Source organism: Prevotella sp. Sow4_E9_plate, from assembly GCF_052116205.1.
GTDB lineage: Bacteria > Bacteroidota > Bacteroidia > Bacteroidales > Bacteroidaceae > Prevotella.
This window is the reverse complement of record NZ_JBQKLN010000012.1, coordinates 47,616-67,099: the sequence shown is the minus strand read 5'-3', so window position 1 is coordinate 67,099 and position 19,484 is coordinate 47,616. Positions and strand designations below refer to the sequence as shown.

General features: G+C 43.3%; 14 protein-coding genes. 12 read left to right on the top strand and 2 right to left on the bottom strand.

The features are described from left to right. Window positions 1–152 precede the first annotated feature (152 nt). Complete coding sequence (locus ACTQ53_RS06725) at window positions 153–1,283, bottom strand: hypothetical protein (RefSeq protein ID WP_441932521.1); 1,131 nt, start codon at window positions 1,281–1,283, stop codon at window positions 153–155. A gap of 169 nt (window positions 1,284–1,452) precedes the next feature. Between ACTQ53_RS06725 and ACTQ53_RS06720 the strand changes: the two genes are divergently transcribed. From ACTQ53_RS06720 to ACTQ53_RS06670, 11 genes are all read left to right on the top strand, one after another. Continuing rightward, on the top strand, window positions 1,453–2,643 hold the full coding sequence (locus tag ACTQ53_RS06720; RefSeq protein ID WP_441932520.1) for an ATP-binding protein: 1,191 nt from the start codon (window positions 1,453–1,455) through the stop codon (window positions 2,641–2,643). Window positions 2,644–2,705: 62 nt separating this feature from the next. Then, window positions 2,706–6,284 (top strand): pyruvate:ferredoxin (flavodoxin) oxidoreductase, encoded by a 3,579-nt coding sequence (nifJ, locus tag ACTQ53_RS06715; protein WP_441932519.1) that lies wholly within the window; start codon window positions 2,706–2,708, stop codon window positions 6,282–6,284. Between the two features lie 182 nt (window positions 6,285–6,466). Further along, the gene (locus tag ACTQ53_RS06710) at window positions 6,467–7,009 is read left to right on the top strand and encodes a hypothetical protein (RefSeq protein WP_153125993.1); all 543 of its coding nucleotides are present in this window, start codon (window positions 6,467–6,469) and stop codon (window positions 7,007–7,009) included. A 43-nt stretch (window positions 7,010–7,052) separates the two neighbouring features. Continuing rightward, complete coding sequence (locus ACTQ53_RS06705; RefSeq protein WP_441932518.1) at window positions 7,053–9,653, top strand: SLBB domain-containing protein; 2,601 nt, start codon at window positions 7,053–7,055, stop codon at window positions 9,651–9,653. 131 nt (window positions 9,654–9,784) lie between these two features. After that, window positions 9,785–10,846, top strand: coding sequence for a chain-length determining protein (locus ACTQ53_RS06700; RefSeq protein ID WP_441932517.1), 1,062 nt, complete (start codon window positions 9,785–9,787; stop codon window positions 10,844–10,846). 3 nt (window positions 10,847–10,849) lie between these two features. Next, on the top strand, window positions 10,850–12,391 hold the full coding sequence (locus tag ACTQ53_RS06695; RefSeq protein WP_441932516.1) for an oligosaccharide flippase family protein: 1,542 nt from the start codon (window positions 10,850–10,852) through the stop codon (window positions 12,389–12,391). Window positions 12,392–12,397: 6 nt separating this feature from the next. Continuing rightward, window positions 12,398–13,456: an EpsG family protein gene (locus ACTQ53_RS06690; protein ID WP_441932515.1), complete on the top strand. Its 1,059-nt coding sequence runs from the start codon at window positions 12,398–12,400 to the stop codon at window positions 13,454–13,456. 29 nt (window positions 13,457–13,485) lie between these two features. Further along, on the top strand, window positions 13,486–14,634 hold the full coding sequence (locus tag ACTQ53_RS06685) for a glycosyltransferase WbsX family protein (protein ID WP_441932514.1): 1,149 nt from the start codon (window positions 13,486–13,488) through the stop codon (window positions 14,632–14,634). Window positions 14,635–14,660: 26 nt separating this feature from the next. After that, window positions 14,661–15,467, top strand: coding sequence for a hypothetical protein (locus ACTQ53_RS06680; RefSeq protein ID WP_441932513.1), 807 nt, complete (start codon window positions 14,661–14,663; stop codon window positions 15,465–15,467). A 9-nt stretch (window positions 15,468–15,476) separates the two neighbouring features. Then, on the top strand, window positions 15,477–16,289 hold the full coding sequence (locus ACTQ53_RS06675) for a glycosyltransferase family 2 protein (protein WP_441932512.1): 813 nt from the start codon (window positions 15,477–15,479) through the stop codon (window positions 16,287–16,289). A gap of 11 nt (window positions 16,290–16,300) precedes the next feature. After that, window positions 16,301–17,263: an ATP-grasp fold amidoligase family protein gene (locus ACTQ53_RS06670; protein ID WP_441932511.1), complete on the top strand. Its 963-nt coding sequence runs from the start codon at window positions 16,301–16,303 to the stop codon at window positions 17,261–17,263. Window positions 17,264–17,305: 42 nt separating this feature from the next. Here the strand turns inward: ACTQ53_RS06670 and ACTQ53_RS06665 are convergent, their stop codons facing one another. Beyond that, window positions 17,306–18,142, bottom strand: a complete 837-nt coding sequence (locus tag ACTQ53_RS06665; RefSeq protein WP_441932510.1) for a glycoside hydrolase family 16 protein — start codon at window positions 18,140–18,142, stop codon at window positions 17,306–17,308. Window positions 18,143–18,380: 238 nt separating this feature from the next. On the opposite strand from ACTQ53_RS06665, the gene ACTQ53_RS06660 reads away from it, so the two are divergent. After that, a complete protein-coding gene (locus ACTQ53_RS06660) occupies window positions 18,381–19,229 on the top strand; it encodes a glycosyltransferase family 2 protein (RefSeq protein WP_441932509.1) in 849 nt (282 codons plus the stop codon). Window positions 19,230–19,484: the final 255 nt, after the last annotated feature.

Here is a 19,484-nt window from a genome sequence, read left to right as displayed (position 1 = left end):
CATTCCGGTAAGGATGCGGATGGTTGGTGGGGATTTTCATTTTATAAAAATCGGTGGTCTGAAGGTGCTTCATGCAGCAGATATTGTTGAAATCTATTAGATGACTAAATGATCTGCATTTGTGCAAATATTCATCAAGCAGAAGTTCCCGCTTAATGAAGCGGGGCTTCTGCTGATGGCTGACCGGGCAGGACGCGCAGATGATAGCGATTGCCGTCAAATTCTACACGCATCAGTTGATTGAGCTCGGAAGAAGTCTCCTGAAGATAATCTGCCAAATCGATGGCTACATGCCCCATCGTTCTGCGCAGATTGACCTCTATGCATTCGTTCACTCCGAAATCATCCTGCACATCAGAAGAAGCACCATCAGAAGCCGGAAGATTCTGTTCCTTGACATAAATCATCATATCCACCCCAAACGGACCACTATAGATTCCCTTCAGGGCTGGCTCCATCACGTCAATGACATGCTGGCGAATCTGCAGCAATCGCTCCGGGCTGACGTAACGAGCCATCATCTCCACCTTCTTGTCTTCCGGGCAGAGAACATTTCCCGAATAAGCATTCTTGATGGTGTCGAAAAGCGACAAGCCACGATAGAGCACCTTGCCATCCACCATTTCAAACTCCATGCCGAAATCCATCACCTTATTATAATAAGGCTCAACGGTAACTCCACCCTGGCGGTAAATAATATTACCCACCCATCTTTCGAAAGACGGATAACCGCTGCCTTCCCTGAATTCATCAGCAGAAACGAAGCGCACTCCCCTGCCACTGCTGCTCCAGGGAGCCTTGATGACAGCCTTGCCCCACTCCCTGACGAGAGACTTCACCTCTGCCACGGACTGGACAAACCTAACCCCGCTCTGAAGATGCTCTGCAGCCCATTGGCGACTGCTTATCGCGCGTACCTTATTTAATATAGCATCGCCCGGCAAGGCTATTTCCGGTATTCCGATGTGTTCCAGCTCGCCCTTCAGGCTCAAATCCCATCCCCAGGGATGAACGCTGTCAAGAAATTCCGTCTTGATAAAATGTGCTAACTGAACTTTAGTGATAAACTCAACCTTATCAACAAGATCACCTCCAAGATGGCGCACCTTGTCACGGGCATTATCTATGTCATCGACCAAGACCAAATCACCTTCATCAGCCCATAAAGCAGGGATGAAGGAAAGGTCACTCCTGAGTTGGCGTCCTGCATGTGGAGCAGTAAACTGACGCAAATTTGAGGCCAAAGCCAAATCGTGTTCTGGATTGAAGATATGTAGTTTCATGCTGCAAAGTTATAAATAAATCGTTGAAAAACTGCAAAATCAGACCAATTTTACTTAGAATAGTGCTAAATAAAATAAAAAAAATTACTTTTTGCTATCTAGACTTTGCAAATTAGAAATAATTAATTACCTTTGCATCATAAAACAAAAAAGTAATAAAAGACAACTCATGGAAGAAGCATTCTTCAGAACACATACATACCTCGTAGAGCATACGAACGCCCCAGTAAGACGTACCTTGATGGACGAAATAGACTGGAGCGACCGCATGATAGGCATAAAGGGAACAAGAGGCGTAGGCAAGTCTACCTTCCTCCTCCAGTATGCCAAAGAGCACTTTGGCCCTACCGACCGCAAGTGCCTGTATGTAAACATGAACAATTTCTATTTCCAGAGTAGAGGCATTGCAGATTTTGCAGGCGATTTCGTGAAGCAAGGCGGCAGATCTCTGCTCATAGATCAGGTTTTCAAACAGCCCGACTGGAGCAAGGAACTCAGAAAGTGCTATGACCTCTATCCAGAACTGAAAATTGTTTTCACCGGTTCCAGCGTAATGCGACTGAAGGAAGAGAACCCGGAACTGAACGGCGTGGTAAAGAGTTACAATCTGAGAGGATTCTCGTTCAGAGAATTCATCAATCTGCAGACGGGTAACAATTTCCAGCCATACGAACTGGACGATATCCTCCGCAACCATGAGCACATCATCAAGCAGATATTGCCGAAGGTGAGTCCGATGAAGTATTTTCAGGACTACTTGCACCACGGTTTTTATCCATTCTTTCTGGAGCACAGAAACTTCACAGAGAATCTACTAAAGACAATGAACATGATGACAGAGGTGGACATCCTCCTCATCAAGCAGATAGAACTGAAATATCTTACCAAGATAAAGCGTCTGTTCTACCAGCTGGCAGTGGAAGGAGCCAAAGCTCCAAACGTAAGCCAGCTTGCCGATAGCATCAATACGAGCAGAGCAACGGTCATGAACTACATCAAGTATCTGGCCGACGCACGACTCATCAACATGATCTATCCAGAAGGTCAGGACTTCCCGAAGAAACCGACCAAGGTGATGATGCACAATTCCAATCTGATGTACGCAATCTATCCGATACAGATTGACAAGCAGGAAGTGATGGAAACTTTCTTTGTCAACTCTCTTTGGAAAGACCACGTAGTGCACCAGGCAGGTAAGGACCATTACTATACTGTTGACGGTGAGAAGCGGTTCAGAATCTGCGACGCACAATCTTCTAATAAAATGCGCAATAATCCCGACATCATCTACGCCCGATACAATACCGAGGTAGGCAAGGACAACAAGATTCCTTTGTGGCTTCTGGGATTTCTGTACTAAAAAAGAATTTTCGAAAGAAGAATTAAATACAAAACATTTTTAATATTTTATCTAAAAGTAAAATGGCAAAAGAGAAAAAATTTATCACTTGTGATGGTAACACAGCTGCCGCACATGTAAGCTACATGTTTACTGAGGTTGCTGCTATCTACCCTATTACTCCATCATCACCAATGGCGGAGCATGTAGATGAATGGGCTGCCAAAGGTCGTAAGAACCTTTTCGGTCAGCGAGTTTCTATCCAGGAAATGGAATCTGAGGCTGGTGCTGCCGGTGCAGTTCACGGTTCTCTCCAGGCTGGTGCCTTGACTTCAACTTACACTGCTTCTCAGGGTTTGTTGCTGATGATTCCTAACATGTACAAGATTGCTGGTGAGTTGCTCCCTTGCGTGTTCAACGTATCAGCTCGTACATTGGCTTCTCACTCACTTTGTATCTTCGGTGACCACCAGGACGTAATGGCTTGCCGCCAGACTGGCTTCGCTATGTTCTGCTCTGGTTCTGTTCAGGAGGTTATGGACCTCTCTGCAGTTCCTCACTTGGCTACATTGGAGACAAAGGTTCCTTTCGTTAACTTCTTCGACGGTTTCCGTACTTCTCACGAGTACCACAAGATCGAGGAGATGGATATGGAAGACATCCGTCCATTGGTTAAGGAAGAGTTCATCGAGGACTTCCGTAACCGTGCTTTGACTCCTGAGCGTCCTGTTACTCGCGGTACCGCTGAGAACCCAGAGACATTCTTTACTCACCGTGAGGCTTGCAACACTTACTACGATGCAATTCCTGAGGTTGTAGAGAAGTACTGCCAGGAGATGACTAAGATCACTGGTCGTGAGTATCACCTCTTCAACTACTATGGTGCTGAGGATGCAGAGAACATCATCATCCTGATGGGTTCTGCTACAGAGCCAGCTCGCGAGGCTATCGACTACTTGAACAAGCAGGGCAAGAAGGTTGGTATGGTTGCAGTTCACCTCTTCCGTCCATTCTCTGTTGACTTCTTGAAGAAGACTATCCCAGCTACCGTTAAGCGTATCGCTGTTCTCGACCGTACTAAGGAGCCAGGTGCAGAGGGTGAGCCATTGTACCTCGACGTTAAGTCAGCTCTCTACGATGACGAGCGCAAGCCATTGATCGTTGGCGGTCGCTACGGTCTCGGTTCTTCTGATACAACTCCAGCTAAGATTGTTGCTGTATTCAAGAACCTCGAGTTGCCACAGCCAAAGAACCACTTCACTGTTGGTATCGTTGATGACGTTACATTCACTTCTCTCCCAGAAGAGGAGGAGATTCCAATGGGTGGCGACGACTTGTTCGAGGCTAAGTTCTATGGTTTGGGTGCTGACGGTACTGTTGGTGCGAACAAGAACTCAGTTCAGATTATCGGTAACAATACCAACAAGTATTGCCAGGCATACTTCTCTTACGACTCTAAGAAGTCTGGTGGTTTCACCTGCTCTCACTTGCGTTTCGGCGACAGCCCTATCCACAGTGCTTATCAGGTAAATACTCCTAACTTCGTAGCTTGCCACGTACAGGCTTACCTCCACATGTACGATGTAACACGTGGTTTGCGTAAGAACGGTTTCTTCCTGTTGAACACTATCTTCGATGGTGAGGAGTTGGTTAACTTCATCCCTAACAAGGTAAAGCGTTACTTCGCTCAGAACAACATCACTGTTTACTATATCAACGCAACTAAGATTGCTCAGGAGATTGGTCTCGGTAACCGTACCAACACCATCCTCCAGTCTGCATTCTTCCGTATCACAGAGGTTATTCCTTTGGATCTCGCTGTAGAGCAGATGAAGGCATTCATCGTTAAGTCTTACTCTAAGAAGGGTCAGGACGTTGTTGACAAGAACTTCGGCGCTGTTGACCGTGGTGGTGAGTACAAGCAGTTGACAGTAGATCCAGCTTGGGCTAACCTCGCTGACGATGAGGCTAAGGAGGATAACGCTCCAGCATTCGTTAAGGAGCTCGTTCGTCCTATCAACGGCCAGGCAGGTGACCTCTTGAAGGTTTCTGACTTCGTTAAGCACAACACAGTTGACGGTACATGGCAGAACGGTACTGCAGCATTCGAGAAGCGTGGTGTTGAGGCATTCGTACCTGTATGGAACGTAGAGAACTGTATCCAGTGTAACAAGTGTTCATTCGTTTGTCCTCACGCAGCTATCCGTCCATTCGTATTGACCGACGAGGAGCTCGCAGGCATCGAGGGTCTCGCAACTCAGGATGTTAAGGCACCTAAGGCTTTGGCTGGAATGCACTTCCGCATCGAGGCTTCAGTACTCGACTGTCTTGGTTGTGGTAACTGTGCTGACGTCTGCCCAGGTAAGAAGGGTGAGAAGGCGTTGACAATGGTTCCATTCAACGTAGACGCAGAGGATATGGTCAAGGAAGCAGCTAACTGGGAGTACCTCGTACACAAGGTAGCTTCTAAGCAGGATCTCGTAGACATCAAGCAGAGCCCTAAGAACTCTCAGTTCGCTCAGCCATTGTTCGAGTTCTCTGGTGCTTGCTCTGGTTGTGGTGAGACTCCATACGTTAAGTTGATTTCTCAGCTCTTCGGTGACCGTCAGATGATTGCTAACGCTACTGGTTGTTCTTCTATCTACTCAGCTTCTATCCCATCTACTCCATATACAAAGAACGCTAAGGGTCAGGGTCCTGCATTCGACAACTCATTGTTCGAGGACTTCTGCGAGTTCGGTCTCGGTATGGTAATGGGTAACAAGAAGATGAAGGAGCGCATCGCTCACTTGCTCGAGGAGGCTAAGGCTCAGGAGCATGTTCCTGCTGAGTTCGTAGCAGCTGCTGACAAGTGGGTTGCTAACATGAACGATTCTGAGGGTTCTAAGGAGGCTGCTGCAGAGTTGAAGCCTCTCATCGCTGCCGGCGCTGAGAAGGGTTGCCCTATCTGCAAGGAGCTCAAGACTTTGGATCACTACCTCGTTAAGCGTTCACAGTGGATCATCGGTGGTGATGGTGCTTCTTATGATATCGGTTACGGTGGTCTCGACCACGTATTGGCTTCTGGTGAGGATGTTAACATCTTGGTACTCGATACTGAGGTTTACTCTAACACTGGTGGTCAGTCTTCTAAGTCAACACCTCTCGGTGCTATCGCACAGTTCGCTGCTCAGGGTAAGCGTATCCGTAAGAAGGATCTCGGTTTGATGCAGACTACATACGGTTACATCTACGTAGCTCAGGTAGCTATGGGTGCTGACAATGCTCAGACATTGAAGGCTATCCGCGAGGCTGAGGCTTATCCAGGCCCATCACTCATCATCGCTTACGCACCATGTATCAACCACGGTTTGAAGCGTAAGGGCGGTATGGGTCGTTCACAGCACGAGGAAGAGTTGGCTGTTGAGTGCGGTTACTGGCACTTGTGGCGTTACAACCCACTGTTGGCTGATGAGGGTAAGAATCCATTCACACTCGACTCTAAGGCTCCAAACTGGGAGAACTTCCGCGACTTCTTGCTCGGTGAGGTTCGTTATCTCTCTGTACAGAAGGCATTCCCTAAGGAGGCTGATGAGCTCTTCTCTCAGGCAGAGAAGATGGCTAAGCTCCGTTACCAGACTTACGTTCGTAAGAGCCAGGAGGACTGGAGCGAGCAGATCTAGTATTATCAAAAAAAACTTTAAGTTCTAAACATACGGGCCTTGGTTGCATTTTTGCAACCAAGGCTTTTTTAATAATATTATGCACAATCGAAGCAATATAACCACCCTATCCTAAAAAATGAAATAAATAGTTGCTTGTTTCATAAAAATAATGTATCTTTGCAAGAAAAATAGAAACGACAATGGAAAATAATAAAATAAATGTAGAAGAAATCATCAAGAATGATCTTTATCAATATCTTACTAGTAAAGACCTTGTAGACCAGCATCTGCCAGAAGCTCCTGACTTGGAACAACTCTGGGCAAAGGTTGGAGAAAGCTATCTTCCGGATGCGCTGCGGGAGTTTAACAAATATCCTACCGTCAGCCTGGGCTGGATCATGTTCGTAGGAATGGCTCTGGCGAAGTATTGGGATGAAGATTGGGAACTCTACGGCAAGGTAGAAGACCACTACAAATATCTCAGAGACCGTATCGACTTCGACCACATGGACGACTATATCTGCGAGAAAGTTCTCCTCCTTGATGAAGCAAAGCACAAGGAACTGTCTGCCATCGTAGCCGAATGCGCTGCCCGCACCTTCCACCTGCTGATTCATCAGAATCTGCAGCCAGGAACCGAGGAAGCTTTCAGAGGCTTTATTGCAGCCCTTCACCAAATGTATCTCATGGGTATTGCCATGGAACTGAAGGACCTGGGTTATCACATGACCCAACTGGCATAATCCTAATCAAAGGAGAATCATAAACACTGATAATAAATTGAGAATGAAGAAATATATCATCCTGGCACTTTTGCTAGCTTTTTCTGCAAATACAATATACGCCCAATCATCGTCTATGACTGATGATCAGGTGATGAAATATGTTGTAAAGGAACATGAGCGCGGAACATCCAATGCCCAAATCGTAACCAAGCTGATGCAGCAAGGCGTTGACATTTCGCAAATCCGACGCGTTCGCAATAAGTATGAACGACAGATGAAACAAGGCGGTATTACCGGAGCCTCTGAAGAGATTGCCGGCAAGGACGCAACACGCCTTCGTACGAACAACGGAAAAAGGAGAGAAGATTACAATAATGTCAACAAAAAGGCAGAAAACTACAGCAATTATCGCATAAAGGCAAAAGAGGATGAAAATTTCAAGCGTTCTTACGATGAAAATGATGCGGAATTCATGGATTTTCAGAATGAGATGGATTTCATCATCCCTGATTCTACCCTGATGCTCAAGCGCCTTCTTGCTGAAAAGGAAAAGAACCGCAAGAAGGTTTTCGGTCGTGACATCTTCAACAACAAGGAATTGAGTTTCGAACCGAATATGAACATCGCTACCCCACAGAACTATCGTCTGGGACCTGGTGATGCTGTCATCATTGACATCTATGGAGCTTCACAGAAAACCATTCAGAGCACCGTTTCTCCTGATGGAGAAGTAACTATCGAGGGTTATGGACCAGTAAACGTAAGTGGTCTTACCGTAGCCCAGGCTAATGCCCGACTCCGCAACACTCTGGGAAGCCGCTACCGTTCAAGCCGGGTGAAACTGACAGTTGGGCAAACCAAGACCATCATGGTTAACGTGATGGGCGAGGTAAAGGCACCGGGAACCTACACCCTCTCAGCCTTTGCCACCGTGTTCCATGCACTCTATATGGCAGGAGGAACAAACGACCTGGGAACCTTGCGCAACATCAAGGTTTATCGTAACAACCGCCTTGTAACGGTTGTAGACATCTATGATTACATCCTCAATGGCAAGCTTACGGGCAATGTAAGACTGGCAGATAATGACGTCATCGTCGTTGGTCCATACGATTGTCTCGTAACCATTACGGGTAAGGTAAAGCGCCCGATGATTTATGAGATGAAGAAGAATGAGAGCGTCAACTCCCTTCTAAAATATTCCGGAGGCTTTGCTGGAGATGCTTACAGAAAATCTGTCCGCGTGAACCGCAAGACCGGAAGGGAAAAATCCGTATATAACGTAGAAGAGTTTGATTTTGCCAACTTCCGCATTGATGATGGCGACTCAGTAAGCGTAGATTCCATTCTGCCTCGTTATGCCAACACCGTAGAGGTAAAGGGTGCCGTGTTCCGCCCTGGAATGTACAACCTTGGAGAACAGGTAAACAGCGTCCGTTCACTGATAGAGCATGCAGAAGGACTCACAGAAGATGCATTCACCAACAGAGCCGTAATGCATCGCATGAAGGCTGACCGCAACCTGGAAGTAATCAGCGTGGATTTAGCCGGAATCATGGCAGGCAACACTCCGGACATTCCATTGAAGGAAAACGATGTGCTCTTCATCCCTACCCGACAGGACAAGACCACAGAGCGCACCCTGACCATACGTGGCGAAGTGCAGTATCCTGGTGTCTACAAATATGCTGAAAATGAAACAGTTGAAGACTTCGTACTCCAGGCTGGAGGCTTGACAGACAAGGCTTCAACGGTTAACGTGATGGTAAGCAGACGAGTAAGCGATGCTAAGGCAACAGCGCCCGACAGCATCATTGCGCAGACCTATATTCTGTCTTTGAAGGACGGTTTTGTCATTGACGGAACTCCGGGCTTCAAGCTGATGCCTTTTGACGAGGTAAGCATTCGCAAGAGTCCTGCTTATGCAGAACAGCAGAACGTAAAGATTGAGGGTGAGGTGATGTTTGGTGGCACTTATACTTTGAGCCGTCGCAATGTGCGCCTCAGTGATCTCTTCCATAGAGCTGGTGGCGCAACCGAGCAAGCCTATATCAAGGGTGCCCGCCTGATGCGTAAGGCAAACGAAGCCGAAAAAGCTCGTATGGAAGCCGTCCTGAAAATGCAACGTGAACAGCAGCAGAAAAATCTTCTGCAACTGGCTGCCAGCAGCAACAATGCTAGCGCCATCACGCAGACAGCAAAGGAAGCCAAGGACGCGGATCTTCTGAAGTTCAATGTGCCGGAAGAATATCCTGTTGGTATTGATTTGGAAGAAGCGTTGAACAAGCCTGGCTCAGATGCAGACATCATCCTCAGGGAAGGTGACCGTCTGGTTGTGCCTCAATATAACGGTACGGTCAAGATCAACGGCGCTGTGATGTACGCCAATACGGTTGCCTACGAGAAGGGCAAGAGCGTATCCAAGTACATTGCCGAAGCTGGTGGCTATGCATCAGACGCCTACAAGAGCAAATCCTACATCATCTACATGAACGGCAAGGTAGCCAAGGTGGGACATGGCACCAAGGTTCAGCCAGGCTGCGAGATAGTAGTACCTGCCAAGATGAAGCGCAAGATGAGCGTTGCAGAAACCATGAGTCTGGGTACAAGCATGAGTAGCATCGCAGCCATGATTGCGACGATAGCTAATCTTAGCAAGTAATAAAGATTATTACTTATCAATAGCAGATTCTATTATCGGATTTCTGCTGTAGGTAAGATAACAACTTATATTATTTGATTGGCTCAGAAAAGAAAATACTTTTGCAAGAATTTTAAGAACAAAAAGAATAAATGGAAAATAAAGACAAAGACGAAAATATCAAACAGATAGATGTTGTAGCAATTGTGAAAGCAATGTGGCAACATAGAAAACTATACTTCATAACATTGCCGATTGTTATTGTAATCTCTTGTCTGCTCATTTTATGCGTACCAAGATATTACAATAGCACAGCCAAGCTTGCCCCAGAGTTGTCTAGCTTCAACTCTAGTTCCTTGGGTGACCTAGCCTCATCTTTCGGTTTTGATTTGGGCAACTCTTCTTCCAACGGAGATGCTATCTTCCCTGAACTGTATCCAGACCTGATTAATTCAAATGATTTCCTTACAAGTTTGTTCGATGTAAAAGTGAAATCACTCGATGGAACCATCAATACCACTTATTATGATTATCTTGCCACCAAGCAGGAATCACCCTGGTGGTCAAAAACAATGAATACAGTAAAGTCTTGGTTCGCAGAAAAGGATACGACAACGAATGCAAACAATAATAAAGTAAATCCTTTCAGACTCACCAAACAGCAAGATAGAATTGCACGCAGCATAGCAAGCAAGGTATCTTGCACTGTTGATAAAAAGAACTATGTAATTTCTATTTCTGTGCAAGATCAGGATCCACTGATCTGTGCAACATTGACAGACACCGTACAGTCACGTCTGCAACAGTTTATCACAGAATACAGAACCAGCAAGGCCCGCAAAGATTTGGAGTATTACCAAAGACTCTGTGCGGATGCCAAAAGCAAATACGAAAAGGTTAGACAAACCTATGGAAGCTATGCGGATGCCAATAATGACGTTATTTTGGAATCCTATAAGTTGAAGGAAAACGATTTGGAAAACGAGATGCAGTTGCTCTATAACAACTATACAGCATTGCAAGGTCAGGTACAACAAGCCCGTGCCAAACTTACTCTTCAGACTCCAGCTTTCACTACCCTGCAGAGTGCCTCTGTACCATTGAAGCCGGCAGGCCCTAAAAGAATGTTGTTTGTTCTCGGAATGACCGTCTTGGCCTTCATTGTTATTACAGTTTATTCTATAAGAAAAATCATCTTTGGTGAAAAGCAATAAATTATGTCAAAAAACAATAAAGACATACAAAACCGTTCTAAGCGAATAGCATCCAATACTTTGGTGTTGTTCGCTAGAATGCTTATTATCACCTTCATCAATCTCTATACCGTACGTTGGGTATTGGCAGGACTTGGCACAGAAGACTATGGTATCTTCAATGCCGTGGCAGGTGTGGTGACAGCAAGTACATGTGTCAGCAGTATATTAGCCTTATCAACTCAACGCTTCTACTCATTCGCAATGGGCAAAGGTGAACAGGAACGATTAAAAGAGATATTCTCCGTGAGCCTCAACATCGTCATGATGATAGCTCTTGTACTCTTTATTCTCTTTGAGATTGCTGGTCCTTGGTTGGTATCAACCCAACTCACCATCCCGCATGAACGTTTGGAAGCAGCCCAATTGATTCTTCAGTTTTCCCTGTTCTCTTTCATATTTACACTCCTGCAGATACCATTCATCGGAGCGGTCTTTGCCAATGAGAATATGGGATATTACGCCCTGATATCTACCATTGACTGTATCGTAAAACTCCTCATTGCCTATTGCATCGGTATGACAGGTGGAGATAATCTGGTGTATTATGGAGCAGCATTAATGCTCGAAGCATTCATGGTTATGTTGCTTTATGTTATCATTGCCAGAAGAAAGTATCCGGAATGTAAATATACCATTGTAAAGAAGAAGATCCTCTACAAGGAGCTTTTCTCTTTCTCAGGCTGGTCATTCTATGGAGCTTTGGCAGGTGTAGGCATGACTCAGGGAAGTACCATTATTCTGAATGTGTTTTTCGGACCAATCATCAATGCAGCCTTTGGAATCGCCAATCAGATATACAATGCCATCAATACGCTTACCAACAGCGTAGCCATTGCCTTCCGACCTGCGATAATCATGTCATATTCTGCAAAAGAGAATAAATATTTGGAACAGCTTTTCTTCGCAAGCAGCAAGGCCATACTTTATCTGCTGGCGATGGTACTCATCCCATTCATATTCGAGGTAGAGACATTGCTCACGCTTTGGCTAAGAGAATGTACACCAACCATGGTCTTGTTTGCTAGGCTCTATGCGGTCTATACAATATGTCTGGCGTTACATAATCCGATAACAACCATCATACAGGCAACAGGCAACATCCGTAAATACAGCATGTATGTTGAAAGCATGACAATACTATGTCTGCCTGTCAGTTGGGTCTTATTCAAGTTAGGTATGCCATCCTACTATGTATTCGTCACAATGATTGGACTCTGCATTTTGGCGCATATCATCAGACTACTGATGCTGCAGTCAAGCATCTCCGTCTTCACCATCAACAAATATCTAGTGAGATTAGTATTACCAGGCATTCTGATTATTTCGATAACCACGCTGATAGTATATTGCATAGAGACATTGCACGTAAACAGGATCTTTCAGTTCCTCTTATCGTTTGCCGTTTCTGCTATAAGCATATCCATCCTATTATACGCAGTGGGTATTTCGAAGAAAGAGCGAACCCTCATCAAAGAGTTAGTAAATAGAAAATTAAAAAAATAAAGCAATATGGGTTACATTTTATCGGCAATATTTCTAATCATTGCTATACTTTGTTACTTGGAAGACTATATTAGGAAGTATCAGAAGTCACTATTCTTCCTAATAGGGCTTGTGCTGATTTTTGTGGCAGGCTTTCGAGAAATAGGCTTGGATCCTGATTCGGAAAATTACGAATATACATTCCAGCATTATTTCAAGAACGGAACAGATGAGATGGTTGAGCCATCCTTTCTGCTCATATCTTACATTTTGGGATTCTTTACTGACAATGTACACGTTCTGTTCTTGCTTTATGCTTTGTTCGGAGTGTCACTAAAGATGTTTGCCTTCAGGAAATTGAGCGAATTCTATTTTGTTCCATTGCTGTGCTATATCAGTTTCTACTATGTACTGCACGATCTTACCCAGATAAGAGCGGGAGTGGTATCAGGAATCTTACTTATCGCACTCCATCTCATCACAGAGAACAAAAAGAAAATTGCCTTTCTGCTTTTGCTTGGAGGATCTTTGATACATTATTCATCTTTGACGCTCCTTCCAGTTCTGTTTCTCAGCAATAAGCCATTCAATAAAAAGACAACCATTCTGTTTCTTTGTGCCATTCCGTTGGGATATGTCGTATATTATGCAGGAGGTAGCATTCTGATGAACCCGTCACTTCCATTCATCGGAAACAAACTAGCTATCTACCAGGCAGCAGTGGAAAAGGGTAAAATGACTGTAGGCATCAATATATTTGATCCGCTGCATATCATGTCGATTATGCTATTTTATTACCTCCTCCTCTTTAAGGATTCGCTGACGAAACTATGCGATGATTTCCCGATACTGCTCAAGACGTCTGCGATCGGATTATCCCTGTATTCGGCGCTTGCTTTTTTGCCAGTTTTGGCATTGCGAACCAGCCAGTTGTATTGCATCGTGAATATACTGCTCTATACCTATATCATATACACTTTCAAACAGAAGTGGATAGGTATCAGCATGGTTGTCGTCATCTCTCTCCTTCTGCTCTATGTAGGCATACCGCATTATGGATTGGGAATGATGATCATACCCAATTAAGCAACAATAATAATAATTAAACATATTAAATGGAAGCAAGAGTTATTGCATATTATTTACCACAATTTTACCCGATTCCAGAAAATGATAATGTATGGGGGCCGGGATTTACAGAATGGACTAATGTTGCCAAAGCCCGTCCTGTATTCCATGGTCACTATCAGCCAAGAATACCAGCCGATTTGGGCTTCTATGATCTTCGTCTACCAGAAACACGCGAACAGCAGGCGCAGTTGGCATCCGAAGCTGGCGTGGAAGGATTCTGCTACTGGCATTACTGGATGGGTAACGGCAAGCGTTTATTGCAGCGTCCATTCGATGAGGTTCTTAATTCCGGCAAGCCAGATTTTCCATTCTGCCTAGCATGGGCAAACCATGATTGGAAAACCAACACTTGGAAGAACAAAGGTGGCAACCAGATGATCTGTGAGCAATTGTATCCTGGCGATGAAGATTACATCGCCCATTTCAACTATGTGCTCAAGGCATTTAAAGACCACCGTTACATCACCGTAGATGGTAAGCCACTGTTTTTGATTTTCGATCCATATCATTTCAAGGATGTTCGCCACTTCATGGAACTCTGGAGAAAGATGGCAAAGGAGAATGGATTGAAAGGCATCTTCTTTGTTGCTATGTGTGCTTCTACAACAACAGTCAAGAGAAACGAAGATGGCACCATCAGACGTGTGATGCCAAACCTTGAAAGCAGTGCAGACATCTATAACTCATTCCTGGAATTAGGTTTCGATGGCATCAACCCGATGGGAAAAGGTAGAGCCGAGATGATGTATCAGGGAAAGTATTGGCGTATTGCAAGAAAAGCGATGCAGAAGGCATTCCCTTTCATACCGACACTGAAGTATGATTATCCTAAGGTGATGAAGCATTTCTTTTCACCAGAAGACAATTGGGACAACGTGTTCCCTACCCTTTTCCCACAGTGGGACCGCACCCCTAGAGCCGGCAAGCACGAAGGTATTTACGTGAATGCTACCCCAGAGAACTTCGAGCATCATATAGAAGATGCATTGCAGCTCATCAAGAACAAGCCTGAGCAGAGAAAGATTCTCTTCCTTCGCTCATGGAACGAATGGGGTGAAGGCAACTATGTAGAACCAGACACCAAGTATGGTCATGGTTTCCTGGATGCCATCAGAAATAAAATTAAGAAATAAAAGAATAACTACATCGATAACGAAACATGGAAGTTAAAATCATACCAACAGGAGGACTTTGCAACCGATTACGTGCCATAGCCACAGGAGTGGCGGTGGCAAAGAAATATCATTGTCCTTCTGTCATTTACTGGAACAACAGCCTAGGCTTAAAAGCTGATTATTGCGAACTTTTCAAACCTATTCCACAAGATGATGTGAAACTGATTGAGAACAAACAATGGCTATACAACATCAATGGAAACAAGGACTATCTGGTAAGATGGCCCCTGCTAAAAACGATGTTCGAGCAAACCGTATTCAACTTCAGTATTTATCGCAATGGCGATGAGGTATATAGCAAATTAAAGAAAAGCTATTCACGCTCGCTCCTCCTCATCTCGTGTTATCCTATGTGTACGAAATATACCATCCAAGGGATGTTCATTCCACAAGATGATATCCAGCGAAGAATAGACGAAGTAATGGCAGGCTTTTCTGAGCGAACTATCGGTGTACATATCCGCAGAACAGACAATGTGGTTTCCATTCAATCCTCTCCATTAGAGAACTTTACCAACATGATGGATGCGGAAATCAAGAAGAATGCCAATACCAAGTTCTATGTAGCCAGCGATGATGATGAGGTAAAGGAAAATCTGAAATCAAAATATCCGAACCGCATCATTACCCTGATGGATGATACAGACCGCAATTCCCTGGAAGGAATGAAATTTGCAGTGTTAGACTTATTCTGTCTTAGCAAGACCAACAAGATTATAGGAAGCGTAGGTTCTTCTTATTCACAGATTGCTGCAGAGATAGGAGGTATTGAAGTTGAATATGCAAAATAAGTAACAGTTATGGCAACTAAAATAAGTGTTATCATACCAACATACGCTCCCAAGGACTATCTTTGGGAGTGTTTAGGAAGTCTTGAGAATCAAACTTTATCAAAGGATGAGTTTGAGGTAATCCTCGTACTCAATGGTGAAAGAGAACCTTATGAAAGTTTAATCCAGAAGAAACTGCCCGAATATTCCTTTAACAGTACGCTGCTTTACTCTACTCCTAATGGAGTGTCTAGAGCTCGAAATCTTGGAATGGAAAAAGCACAAGGTTGCCATATCTGTTTCATAGATGATGACGACTGGGTATCAGACAACTATCTGGAGGACTTGCTTTCTAAAGCATGTGACAACGGAATTGTTGAAGCCAATGTGAAAGATGTAGATGAGGTTACTAGAGAAGAAAGCGAGCAGCATTTCTTAAGCCGTGCTTATAAGAACTACCAACCAGAAAAGGAATCAAGTCTTTTTGTCAATCGCAGTTTTTTCTCGTCAGCATGCTGCAAGCTGCTTCCTAAAAACTGCATAAATGGACAACGTTTCGACACAAACATCAAACGTGGTGAAGACTCGATATTTATGTATGGAATATCCTGGAAAGTCAAGCATGTGAAAGTTGCCACTCCAAATTGCATATACTATGTCAGAAAAAGACATAATTCTGCAGGAAGACGTAACATCAGCATCGTAACAAGATTATATGAGTTTCTGTCTCAAAGTTCCAAATACACAAACATGTACTTTAGACACCTTACTCACAATGACCCACTATTCTATATAAGCAGAATAGCTGGTACTTTTTATAATAAACTGATACAGCAACATTAAAAATAGTAGATATGATACATCCAACATCAAGTAAAGTAGGAAGAATACTCTTTGCCCCTGCTATTAGTTTTTGCCATTTCTTAGGCAAGCACAATCCGGAATTACTCCTGAAGATAAGATATTTTCTCACCTTCAAGAAAAAGCTCAATTTAGAAGACCCTCAGGATCTCAACGAGAAGATTCTTTGGGCTAAATTGTATTCCGACACAAGCCAGTGGACTGTCCTCGCTGACAAATATAAGGTGAGAGATTATGTAGAGGGAAAAGGACTCGGTGAGAACCTTGTCAAGCTCTATGGTGCTTGGGACAATGTAAATGACTTTGACTTCGACCAACTGCCAGAGAATTTCATCCTCAAGGCAAATAATGGCGATGGTAAAGGTACCAACAAGCCAATAAGAGGAAAAAGTCATCTTTCTGAAGCCCAGAAAGAGACACTTATAAAGACTATGGACGAATGGCTACACCGCAAGAACATAGGTTTGCTTCATGCAGAACCTCATTACAAGGCTATCCATCCTATGGTTATTGCCGAAGAGCTACTACCTGCTCCAAAGGGAGAATCCACATTGGTAGATTACAAAATGTGGTGCTTCAACGGGAAAGTTCATTATATATGGACATGTTCTGAGCGTTCTTCTGATGGTGCAAGTGCCCATGTTATGCTCTATGACAGAGAGTGGAATGCCTGCCCACAATATTCTATCTTCAACTCGGGCTATTCAAAAGGTAAAGTAATGCCCAAACCCAAAAATCTGGAAAAGATGATAGAGGTAGCAGAAAAGCTATCCCAGGGATTCCCTGAATTGAGAGTTGACTTATACAATTTGAATCCGGAAGACGAGAACGGAAAGATTTACTTTGGAGAGTTAACGTTCACATCACTCGGAGGACTGATGACTTACTTTACTCCTGAGTTTTTGAAAAAAGCAGGTGCATTGTTTAGCATAAAAGATTTCAAAAAGAAAATTTAATGGAATCATATTGACGTCTGTAATCAGAAAAGGACACCACTTTTAATAATAAGTGATGTCCTTTTCTCTTTGATATATTCTCACCCAGTCAAACTCGGTTTCATAAGTTGCATGCGGGTCTGGAGCATGCCAGTTGCCATATCCTACACTTTGATTAAGAATAATAAAGAAGGAACGGTCAAACGTCCATTGCCCCTCTTCTAACTTAACGGGGTCATTCGACTTAAGATAGCAGCCGGTAGTCTCTCCATCAATAAAAGTAATCAGCGCATGAGGTGTCCATTCCAAACCATAGACATGCCATTTGTCTCGCTCGATATTTCTCGTCAGGAAGACTGTCTTATCGCCACTTTTTTTCAAAATCGCCGTGCGATGCGAATGGAAGGTTTGTCGTGCAATGCCTTCGTCGCCAAAATATTCTATCAGATCCACTTCGCCATATCGATATGGGCTACCGGGAACTTGCGGCATAATCCATGCAGCAGGAAAGTTACCTTTCTGTAAATTTGTTCTCATCCTAACTTCTAATTTACCATATTTAAAGGCAAACTTATTCTTTGTAAATACTGCACCCGCCAACATCATAGCTGTATCTGCAGGATTCGTATTCGGAATGACCCGGCAAACCAATCTTCCATTTCTGATGAAGACGACATCCGTAGTATCAGAATTCCACTTTGCCCAAAGATTCTTTGCACGCGGAACCCTACTCCATAATTTAGGATTAGGCTGGCTACCATCAGGAAGATTAAACTCCTCCCGAAACACAAGCTTATATTTCTGCACCCTATCCCTGGCCATTACATGATAAGTATCCCCTGCCAGAAAACAGAAGGTAAATATCACCAGACTACATATTTTCTTAAAATTTATCCTCATATTGTTATATTTATGAATAACACCTATATCTTGTTTTACATACAGGTTTAAGGAAATACAAATATACGGTTTTTATTAGAAAGAAACAAATTTTTCCTTCACATTTTTGTAAAAGACAAGTTTTTAAAAGCAAAAACTTCAATTAGTATCTTCATTTTACTTTTATCTCATTATTTTTTATTACCTTTGCAACGAAAGAAACTATAATCATTTTTTGAGAAAGTTAAACTCTAAAATAATGAATCAAGAAGACTTAGTATCTGTTATAATGCCTACATATAATGCCAGCAAATATCTTGCCGACAGCATCAACAGTATCCTTAATCAAACTTATAAGAACTTAGAGTTGCTGATTACTGATGACGCTTCCACAGCCCCTATTACCTTGCAATTGCTTCAGGAAATTGCAAGCAGGGACAATCGAGTCAATATACTATATCTAAAAGAGAATCATGGTGCAGGCTATGCAAGAAACAAGAGCATAGAACGCGCTAAGGGACGCTATATCGCCTTCTGCGACAGTGATGACAGATGGACCACAGATAAACTTGAAAAGCAAATTGCCTTCATGAACGAGAAAAAGTGTGCCCTATCATGCGCATCTTATATCATATTCGATGGTGAGACGCAAGAGGAGATTGGCTTCTGTACAGCTCCGAAAAAGATAACATACGGGATGATGAAGAGAGACAACAAGGTGGGATGCCTCACTGCCATCTATGACATCAAGATGCTGGGCAGAAAATTCTTCATGCCTACCATCCGCAAGCGCCAAGATTGGGCCTTATTCCTACAAATTATCAAAGAATGCAAAGTATGCTATTCATATCCCAGCAAGCCTCTTGCATACTACTGTGTTCGCAAGAACTCTATTTCGAGCAATAAAATGTCTCTTATGAAATATAACTTAGCTGTCTACAAGAAAATTCTAGGTTTTCATTCAATAAAAGCAAATCTATATTTCTTTATGCTTTTCCTACCAACTTATGGTACTAAAGTTTTAAAACGCAAATTAGATAGTTACTTTTTCTTACATCATAAAAGGGATTTGAATCAAAAATTTCATAATAGTGCCTTGGATATTTAAGGCACTATTATGAAAATACCGTCACCTTTCATTCACCATGAGCCAAAAGGTAAAGGATAAAAGAAATGCTGGTATGTCACTTACCAACCTTTATAACTGACATAAATACATAACATAGCTCCAATATGGCTCGTATGGCGACAAAACAATGCCTCATTATACACCGAACTGCTATTTAAAAGCAACTTAAAAGATTAAAAAAATAAATACAGCACAATACAATATATAAAACTATATTTCGTTTTATAAATAAAA